The sequence below is a fragment of the Mesorhizobium norvegicum genome, assembly GCF_004919685.1.
Classification (GTDB): domain Bacteria; phylum Pseudomonadota; class Alphaproteobacteria; order Rhizobiales; family Rhizobiaceae; genus Mesorhizobium; species Mesorhizobium norvegicum.
In genome coordinates this window covers 19,245-28,389 of the sequence record NZ_SMYZ01000094.1, presented here as the reverse complement: position 1 = coordinate 28,389, position 9,145 = coordinate 19,245, and the positions used below count along the sequence as shown (strand labels likewise).

Here is a 9,145-nt window from a genome sequence, read left to right as displayed (position 1 = left end):
AGGGGGGCGCTGTCCCGCCAACCTATCAGAACGTGTCGGCCAAACCTGCTGCGATGACAATACGTTGGCAGACATTGTCGATGTCGCGGATTACATCGTCATTCCAGAAGCGAAGGACGGTCCAGCCATCCCGCTCCAGTCGCGCTGACCTTGCTTCGTCGCTTGCGACAGCGTCGGTTTCCGCATGCTGAGAGCCATCAAGCTCAACGATCAGCTTCTTCTCCGGGCAAGCGAAGTCAACGATATAGCCGGCGATCGGAAACTGTCTCCGGAAGCCCAGGCCCATCAGCCTGTGCGCACGAAGCTCGTTCCAGAGCTTCAACTCGGCGCCGGTTAGCGCCTTGCGCATCGATCGGGCGTTGGCGCGGTTTTGCGGAGGCAAGGGTGTGTGAGGCATGACAATTTTCAATTGTGATGGAGGTTGGCGCTCTACGGCGCCCCCNNCACTTGGGGGGAGATTGGCCAATCTCCGGGCCTCAGCGCGCGCCCTAAATCCCCGAGCCGTCGAGCTGCTGGGCGTCTTCGCCTTCCCAGGGCGCCGGCATCGAGGCACGGCTGAGATTGGCTGTTGGCAGCGGCATCCAGCACTTCAGTTCCGGTTCGGCGTATTCGACGACGCGCCCGGGCGAGGAGTCCGACGCGCGCCAGCCTTCCGAGGCGAACTGGTCGGCGCGCGACCAATAGGCGAGGTCGACTTCCGCCGGCCCCTGTTCGGACGGGCGCACCGTGACCAGGATGCGGCTGCCATCCCTCGGCGCCGTCGACATGTGGCGCCACCGTTCGGGCTCGTCCATCGCAATTCCTCCTCGCACCTGTTCGTCGGTGGAGTGTCGCCTCGCGGTCCGAAGGGGTCAACCCAAAGTTTGCGCCAGGGAGCGGCTCTGTACGATGTCAGAACAGGATGGGATCAGGCGAAGTCGGCGACCGACGTATACTTTGGGGAGCATGGGGAACTTGAAGACGTCGGCCGCCAGGGTGGGGTTGGGACGCACCACGTTGGGGACGCGATGCAAGGTCAGGCTAAGCGGATGCCTGATATCTGCAATCGGAACGCCGGCCCATGGTGAACGACTGGTTACTATCCACAGGGGCTGAGCCGACAGACCGCGTCAGGACAGCTGTGCGCAACGCAGAACTGCCGGCCATGCGCGCTCGACGGGCTGTGACCCAGTTGATAAGCCCGTCTGCGAAAGGAGCGCCTGAGTCGAGATGACCGTTGCGATCGAGATGGGATACACGACCGCAGGCGCCCCGGCGAAGCTGGATCTCGAGGAACTGCTGGCCACCCGGCTTTTGGTGCAGGGCAATTCGGGCTCCGGCAAGTCGCATCTGCTGCGGCGCCTGCTGGAGCAGAGCGCGCCCTGGGTGCAGCAGACCATCATCGACCCCGAAGGCGACTTCGTGTCGCTGGGCGATCGTTACGGCCATCTGGTGATCGATGCCGAGCAGCATACCGAGCGCGGCCTGCAGGCGGCCGGCGAGCGGGCGCGCATCCACCGCGTCTCCACCGTGCTCAATCTCGAGGGGCTCGACGCCGAGAACCAGATGCGGCGCGCCGCTGCCTTCCTCGGCGGGCTGTTCGAGGTCGCCCGCGACCACTGGTACCCGATGCTGGTGGTGGTGGACGAGGCGCAGCTGTTCGCGCCGGCGGTGGCGGGCGAAGTGTCGGACGAAGCGCGCAAACTTTCGCTCGGCGCCATGACCAATTTGATGTGTCGTGGCCGCAAACGCGGGCTGGCCGGCATCATCGCCACCCAGCGGCTGGCCAAGCTCGCCAAGAACGTCGCCGCCGAGGCGTCCAATTTCCTCATGGGCCGCACCTTCCTCGACATCGACATGGCGCGCGCCGCCGATCTTCTGGGCATGGAGCGGCGGCAGGCCGAGGCGTTTCGCGACCTGGAGCGCGGGCAGTTCATGGCGCTCGGCCCGGCGCTGTCGCGCCGTCCGCTGGGCCTGCGCATCGGCCCGACCGACACCAGCCCGCGCAACGGAACCCCGCGGCTGATGGCGATGCCGGAAGCGGCGCTCGAGGATGCACGCGCCATCATCCTGGCCGCGCCGCCGTTCGAGACCGTGCGCGCGCCGCGCCGCACGGCGTCGCCGGACCTGCTCGATCAGCTGATGGCGGCCAAATCGGCAGCGCTGGAAATTCGTCCCGAAGCGGCGGAGCCGCAAGTCAGCGCCGAGGATCTGGCGGAGCGTCGCGAGCGCGTCGACCGTGTGCTGCGCGCCATCCTGGCGCAACCCGACGCGGGTTTCCGTGTGATCGGCGTGCTCTATCAGGAGTTCGTGGTCCGCTGCCGCATCGAGGGTCTCGCCTCGGTCGTGCCCGACCTGCCGGAGTTCCGCCGCATGCTGACGCGCGCCCGCGCCGGCCTCGGCTCCGAGACGACGCAGGATGACGCGTGGGGGGACGTTTCCGTCCGCGCGTCGCTGCTGCCCGACGACATGCAGGGCGTGTTCATGATGATCGCGCGCGCGGCAAAGGAGGGCTGGCCGTGCCCGAGCGACGCCGCGATCGCCCGCGCCTACGGCTCGCACTCATTGCGCCGCGCCCGGCGCCTCTTGACCTATATCGAGGAGCAAGGCCTCATCGTCTGCCAGCTCGACGGAACAGGCCGGCGCACCGTGACGCTGGTCGAACTGGCCTGGGCGACGGCACCGGGCGATCCAAATGCCGCGGAGGTGGAGCAGGGGAACCTGGCGCTGTGAGGCTGATATGAGGATTTCAGCACAGAGCGGATCGCAGCCTGGCGGCAATGGTGTCCGGATCCGTGTCATGGGGACGCCGAGATCTGGAACAAATCTCGCGAAGGATCTTGTCCAACGCTATCTCGGCATACCGGTCGTCTTCGATCAAGGCTTTTGGAAACATGGGATCTTCCCCGCCTTGATGGACGGGCGTGAGCTGCAATATGGAGACTTGCCCATAATTGTGATGAGCAAGGACCCCGTTACCCAGCTTCTGTCATGGTTCCGTTTCTCCAGGACCGACAGCATTTTCAGGCCGGAGAAATATCTCGGTTCGTTCCTGAAGAAGCCGTTCGAAGTCAGGCAGGATTTTACCCAGCCAGGGCAGATGGAGTACAGGTTCCGCACACCAGCCGACTACTGGAACCAGTTCTACTTTGCCATGGAAGCGCTTCGCCGCACCGGCGCGCCGGTGCATTTCGTCTGCTATGAGCAGCTCGTTGCAACGCCGGCCCCTTGCCTGAGTGCGATGTCCCGCTTTCTGGATCTTCCCCGGCCTTTTGACCCCGGCACCGCCGTGACAATCCCGCAGCACACGATTGGCGCCAGCAACGACATCGACCAGCCTGCGAACCCCACCGCCAATCAGGCCTCGTTCGATCCCGCCCGTGCGGATCTGGCATCCGCCCTTGTCAGAATCGGTTGGCGCAACGCGAACACCATTCTGCGCGCCATCGATGATGATGTGCTTGATGCAACGGGACGGGCAGGGTTTCGCAAAACCTGCAGGCAGGCGATTGGCCCTGCTGCGATGCTGAGGTCGCTTGTCGGGCTCTGGTGAGGCTTGCCTCTGATCCACTCGCAATATGGCCCCAATGCGTCGAAACAAGCTACTTCGGCTTGCGGCCGAGGCCCATGGATTTGGCCATTTTCGAGCGAGTTTCGGAATAATTTTGCGCCACCATCGGGTAGTTGGCAGGCAAGTTCCATTTCTTTCGATATTGGTCCGGCGTCAGGCCATAACTTGTCTGGAGATGCCGCTTCAACGATTTGAAACGCTTGCCGTCCTCCAGGCAGATGATGAAATCGGGTGTGACGGATTTTCTCACAGCGACGGCTGCTTTGAGCTCATCGGGCCGAACATCGGGAACCCCGATCGAAATGGCCTTGATCGAAGCGTATATCGTGCCGATGAACGCGGGGAGCTCAGCGGCGGGCAGGGGGTTGTTCGAGACGTAAGCCGATACAAGATCCGCAGCTATGGCAATGACTGGGTCACCGTGCCTTTCCCCGTTGAAATGCGTGTCGGTGACGTCGTGCAGTCTGATTGGAACGTCTTCGAAATTGTCTGCCATCCTGACTATGGTCGGTCTTGCATAAGGCTTCTTCAAAAGACGTCTCCGTTTTGCGAGCACAGTTTGGCTGCTGGCAATGCTGATCATGCAATTTTGTGGGAAAATGTCACACGTGTCAATGTGCTATTGTGGAAGCATTTCCCACGGGCTATTTTCGGCCGGCATTTTCGAGCGACGGATGGCCGGTTTCGTGACGGGCGCGTGAAGGGGACGACGATGAGCAGATCGGCGGGACAATATCTGGATCCCGATGGGGTTCAGAACACGTTGAACCGGGTTCTTCGCCCCTTGGTGCGGCTGGCCATCAAATGCGGGGTGACGTTTCCAACCTTCGTCGATCTGTTGCGTCAGCTTTACGTCAATGTCGCGGAGCATGAATTCGCGTTGCCCGACAAGCCACAGACAGACAGCCGGGTCAGCCTGCTGACAGGCGTCCACCGAAAGGAGGTCAGCCGGCTGAGAGGGGTCGGCGCGCCGGTCCGGGTGGTGCCCGAATCCGTTTCCAGGACGAGTGCCATTGTCGCGCGCTGGCTTGCCGATCCGTTGTTTGTCGATGCCAGGGGGACGCCGTTGCCGCTGGCGCGAACGAGCGAGGCCGGAGAGCCATCATTTGCCGGCCTGGTGGAATCGGTGACCCGCGATCTGCGGCCGAGGGCCGTCCTGGACGATTGGCTTGACCGAAAGCTCGTTGAAATCGACGAGAAGGATCGTATCGTCCTGATGGAAGGGGCCATGGTGCCGAGAGGGGACGGCGAGGTCCGGCTTTACTATTTTGCCCGAAATCTCGGGGACCATGCTGCCGCCGCGGTCGAAAATGTCCTGGCCGACGATCCGCCCTTCCTTGAGCGTGCCGTCCACTATGACGGGCTGTCCGCGGAGCTTGCCCGGTCGCTCGAGATCTATAGCCGCGAAGTCGCGGTCGAAACGCTGCTGCGTCTGAACAAATATGCAAACCAGGCCATTCAAACCGATCCAGGCGGCACCAGCCGGTGGAATTGCGGTGTCTACATTCTCAGGTCGGACGGTGCTTCGCTCGTTGCCGAGGAATTGCCCCAGCACAGCCAGGCCGGCGGAGAGACCCCATGAGCCGGAGGCCGACGAGGCGGGATTTCCTGACGCTCGGAGCCGCCGTGCCGGCGGTGGTTTTCAGTCTTCTTGCAAGAGCGACGGAATCGTCGAAAGACCAGGGGATTGGCGGTACCGGCTGGACGGCGGGAACGGATGGCGATCAAGGCATCGGCGGCACCGGCATCGTGGGAACGATACAGCGCTTTGGCAGTATTTTCGTCAATGATGTCCGCGTTGGCTATCAGCCGGACGTGCCGGTTTGGATTGACGGGGTCCGTGCTGCCGCAAGCAGCCTGAAGGTCGGGCATGTCGTGCGGGTCGCGGTGGTGCAGCAGGCAGGTCGCGTCGTTACCCCCGCGATCCATGTCACCAGCGAAGTGGTTGGCCCGGTCGACCGGGTCACAGCCGGCTCGATGTGGGTGCTGGGGCAGCATGTCGACATCAGCCGCATTGCGAAGGGACTGAAGATCGCGCCGGGCGATATCGTCGCCGTCCACGGCATTCGTCGGCCCGACGGGACGATTGTCGCGAGCCTGGTGGAGGCCAGGCCGCATGAAACGCAATATCTGGTTCGTGGCCTGGCGCTCGTGACGTCAGGCGCATTGCTGGTCGGACGGCTCAAGATCGGACCGAAATCGTCAGCGCTTGCAAACCGGCGCGTTCAGCTGACCCTGACCAAGGTCGCGGGTGGATACAGAGTGTTGCATCTGGAGGCGGAAGCCCCGGTTCCGCAGACCTATGTTGGAAGCGTCCTGTACGAGACCTTTCTGCAGCGCTGGGAACACCGGCTCAAATCAGGTCTGGGTGTCGTCATTGATGGCCAGACCGGCGATTCGAAATCGACAGCCAATGTCCGGGCGTTTCTCGATGTCAGGTTTGATCGAGACGGGAAGATTGTCTCGGCGTCTCGTCAGGGCAATGCCGGCAATCAATCGCCAGATCGACCCGGTCAACATCCACCCGGCCCAGGTGGGCCGGGTGGCCCCGGCGGGCCAGGTGGTCCTGGCGGCGGTCCAGGAGGGCCAGGCGGGCCTTAGGACGGTTCACCGTTCGGCGGGCGTTTCGTCTACTCGTCAAGGTGTGGTCAGGCACCGCCACGCGAAGTCGCTCCAGAGGGAGCGATAATCCGGCCGGTCCGTCCTTTGCGATAGACGGAACCGGCCGGTGCAGCCGTACGGGGGCTCGTTAAAGCGGGGGGCTTGAGCTTTTTTTGTACGGCCGCTTTCCGCGGATCACACGGGGGGCGGGTGATCCGCGGAAATTCGATTCCGGTACGCTGCAGGGCAGGTTCCCGTCGACGTAAGCCTTGCTCCTCTTTGCATGTCGCTGACCGGCTCAATCTGTGGGAAAATTACCCACAAGTCAATTCCCCCCGCGCTTCATTTTTCGATGCCGCTCTTCGCCGACGGCCCTGGCCGCACGCCATCTTCCCTGATCGCGAACGCAGGTTTGAGACGTCCCGCGCGCTGTCGCGTGTTCGACGCACTTGACGTGGGTAATTTTCCCACGTATTGAGATCCAACTCTAGGTGGCGCTTTTCAGAAGATCGGCGCCGCGGATCAGAGGTTTAAATAAGTACAGCCGCAGCAGTGCGGATCGATCAGCGTATTTTCTGTTCTGATGGAAGAACAGCCATAACAGCATCAAATGCAATACTAAGGGTAAATAGTTGAAAAAGCTGTATATCGATGCCACCCTGCCGCTCCGCTGGGGGCCTCACCCGCCAGTCGGCATCCCTCGCGTGGAAACGGCACTTATTCGTCAGGCGCTTCGATGGAAGGCCTCGCCGATTGGCTTCTTCACGGTGGATGCGTGGGGCCGGGGTCAAATGCTTGACGAAGCGGAGCTCCGCTATCTCAGGCAGCTGGTTGACGGCGAACTGCCGCAGCCCGTCGAAGGGGAGGAGAGTTCCTATCCCGCCCGCCTGTGGAAAGTGCTGTCGATCATGCGGGCAGCACCCTTCGCCTTCGGGCGCGAGTTCGATCGCGTGGCAGCGATCTTCCTCTCGGGCAGCGAGAAGCGGCGCGGGCTCAAGTTTCAGCTGTCCAAGACGGCCATTCGCCTTTTCAAGATCATGAAGTCAGCCCTGCGCCCCAGCCGGCTGGATTCGAAAGATCCGCTGAAAGACGAGGGCGCCATATGCTTTCTTTCGAGCGCGAGCGTGCACGAACTTGCCTCGAGGAAGGTCGTACAAAAAGCCAGGAGCGGCATCTTCACCCTGATGCACGACCTCATCCCGATCGACTTCCCGCAATTCGTAGGTCCTCATCACGCGCGCGGTTTCGTCCGCAACACGGCGTGGCAGCTTGAAAATTCGCATCTGCTCGTCTGCGTGTCGAAGTACACCGCCGACAGGGTGAGATGCCATGCGAGGACCTCCAATACCGGCCGGGTTCCGAATGTCGCGGTTGCGCCGCCCGGTGCGTTTCTCAAGGAGGGCGTCGCCGATCGAGGGATGCCCGTCGAAAGGCCGAGCCAGGGCCGCAAGTCCGTTCTGTACTGCTCGACAATCGAGATCAGGAAAAACCACATCCTTCTCCTCAAGGTCTGGCATCGACTCCTGCCTCTCTTGGGTGACCGGTTGCCGACGCTCGTGCTGTGCGGCCGATGGGGGTGGATGTATGAAGAGCTGGTTGCCTTCATGGCGCAGCATCCGGAGCTTGGCGAGCATGTTCAATTCCGCTCCAATCTCAGCGACCGGCAGCTTGCGGAGCTCTATCGGGACGCCGAGTTCAGCGTCTACCCGTCCGCCGTGGAGGGCTGGGGCCTGGGCGCAGCCGAGTGCCTCGATTTCGGACTGCCGGTCCTCATCTCGGATGCGCCGTCCCTGGCGGAGGCGACGCAAGGCCTGATGCCGACACTTCCGGCGCGCGATGTCGAGGCATGGTGCGCGGCGGTCGCCAAGGCCTGCACGGATCCGGCGTGGCTTGGCGAACTGCGTGAGGTGATCGCGTCGCGGTACCGTCCGATCCGCGAGCGCGATTTTTTCGCGGCTATCGTCGACCATGTCGCGGCGCTCGGTTCGAGCGAGGCAGGGTGCCGTCCGCGCGGGCCGGGTCCCGTGGCCCCGGATTTCATGGCGTCCGATCCCATGGCGCCCAATCTCATGGTCATCGAGGCAAGGCAGCAGTCGGAGCAAATCAATGGGTGAACAGCCGATGTTTTCGATGGGTGGAATGAGAACCATGAAGGCGCCGCCGCTCCGCGCAGCGCTGACGCAGCCCGGCGATGCCGCCGTCCGGGTCATGGGGGTGCCGAGATCAGGCACAAATCTCGCGAAATATCTGCTCGAACGCTATCTGGGGGTACCAGTCGTCTTCGATCAGGGGTTCTGGAAGCACGGGGTTTTTCCGGCGCTCATGAACGGGCGCGACATAGAACATGGGGACTTGCCCATCATCGTCATGAGCAAGGATCCCGTCAGCCAGATCCTGTCGTGGTACCGCCTTGCGAGGAACAATACGATTTTCAAGCCGAACGGGAATCTCGGCTCGTTTCTCAGCAAGCCGTTCGAGGTAAGGCAGGATTTCACGGAGCCGAAGCGGATGGAATACAGGTTCCAATCGCCAGCCGATTACTGGAACCAGTTCTACTTCGCCATGGATGCGCTTCGCCGCACCGGCGCGCCGGTGCATTTCGTCTGCTATGAGCAGCTCGTTTCAGAACCGGCCTTCTCTCTGCATGTCATCTCGCATTTTCTTGGCCGCTCCTCGCCGTTCGACGTCCGTTGCAGCGTGGACATTCCACGGCACGCGCTCGGCGCCAGCAATGACATCGAGCGGGCCGCGACCCCGACGCCTGACCAGACCCCATTCGATTCCGCCCGTGCGGAACTGGCATCGGCCCTTGCCAGGATCGGATGGCGCAATGCGAGCACCATCCTGCGCGCCGTCGACGACGATGTGCTTGGCGCAACGGGACGGCCTGGGTTTCGCAAAACCTGCAGGCAGGCGGCGGGCGCCAAGGCGATGCTGAGGTCGCTGGTCGGGTTTTGGTGAGGGGTGGGGTGGCGCGGTCAGGGGTCCGCTGCT

General features: G+C 62.7%; 9 protein-coding genes. 6 read left to right on the top strand and 3 right to left on the bottom strand.

Annotated features, from left to right (window positions below; translation table 11 throughout):
* Positions 1-25: 25 nt before the first annotated feature.
* The gene (locus FCU66_RS34620) at positions 26-397 is read right to left on the bottom strand and encodes an endonuclease domain-containing protein (RefSeq protein ID WP_136621762.1); all 372 of its coding nucleotides are present in this window, start codon (positions 395-397) and stop codon (positions 26-28) included.
* Between the two features lie 91 nt (positions 398-488).
* Positions 489-794, bottom strand: coding sequence for a hypothetical protein (locus FCU66_RS34615; RefSeq protein ID WP_056591812.1), 306 nt, complete (start codon positions 792-794; stop codon positions 489-491).
* A 415-nt stretch (positions 795-1,209) separates the two neighbouring features.
* Between FCU66_RS34615 and FCU66_RS34610 the strand changes: the two genes are divergently transcribed.
* Both FCU66_RS34610 and FCU66_RS34605 read left to right on the top strand, forming a co-directional pair.
* On the top strand, positions 1,210-2,712 hold the full coding sequence (locus FCU66_RS34610; RefSeq protein ID WP_136621735.1) for a helicase HerA domain-containing protein: 1,503 nt from the start codon (positions 1,210-1,212) through the stop codon (positions 2,710-2,712).
* A 178-nt stretch (positions 2,713-2,890) separates the two neighbouring features.
* Positions 2,891-3,532 (top strand): sulfotransferase family protein, encoded by a 642-nt coding sequence (locus tag FCU66_RS34605; protein ID WP_168992268.1) that lies wholly within the window; start codon positions 2,891-2,893, stop codon positions 3,530-3,532.
* Positions 3,533-3,581: 49 nt separating this feature from the next.
* Here FCU66_RS34605 and FCU66_RS34600 read toward each other — a convergent pair whose 3' ends face one another.
* The gene (locus tag FCU66_RS34600; RefSeq protein ID WP_246094162.1) at positions 3,582-4,013 is read right to left on the bottom strand and encodes a Ros/MucR family transcriptional regulator; all 432 of its coding nucleotides are present in this window, start codon (positions 4,011-4,013) and stop codon (positions 3,582-3,584) included.
* Positions 4,014-4,262: 249 nt separating this feature from the next.
* On the opposite strand from FCU66_RS34600, the gene FCU66_RS34595 reads away from it, so the two are divergent.
* The 4 genes from FCU66_RS34595 to FCU66_RS34585 all read left to right on the top strand — a co-directional run bounded on the left by FCU66_RS34595 (position 4,263) and on the right by FCU66_RS34585 (position 9,112).
* Positions 4,263-5,132, top strand: coding sequence for a DUF6502 family protein (locus FCU66_RS34595; RefSeq protein ID WP_246094161.1), 870 nt, complete (start codon positions 4,263-4,265; stop codon positions 5,130-5,132).
* Positions 5,129-6,151, top strand: a complete 1,023-nt coding sequence (locus FCU66_RS41440; RefSeq protein WP_168992150.1) for a DUF5666 domain-containing protein — start codon at positions 5,129-5,131, stop codon at positions 6,149-6,151. Before FCU66_RS34595 ends, FCU66_RS41440 begins: the two co-directional genes overlap by 4 nt.
* Before the next feature lie 632 nt (positions 6,152-6,783).
* Positions 6,784-8,265, top strand: coding sequence for a glycosyltransferase (locus FCU66_RS34590; protein ID WP_136621737.1), 1,482 nt, complete (start codon positions 6,784-6,786; stop codon positions 8,263-8,265).
* Complete coding sequence (locus FCU66_RS34585; protein WP_136621738.1) at positions 8,258-9,112, top strand: hypothetical protein; 855 nt, start codon at positions 8,258-8,260, stop codon at positions 9,110-9,112. Before FCU66_RS34590 ends, FCU66_RS34585 begins: the two co-directional genes overlap by 8 nt.
* Positions 9,113-9,145: the final 33 nt, after the last annotated feature.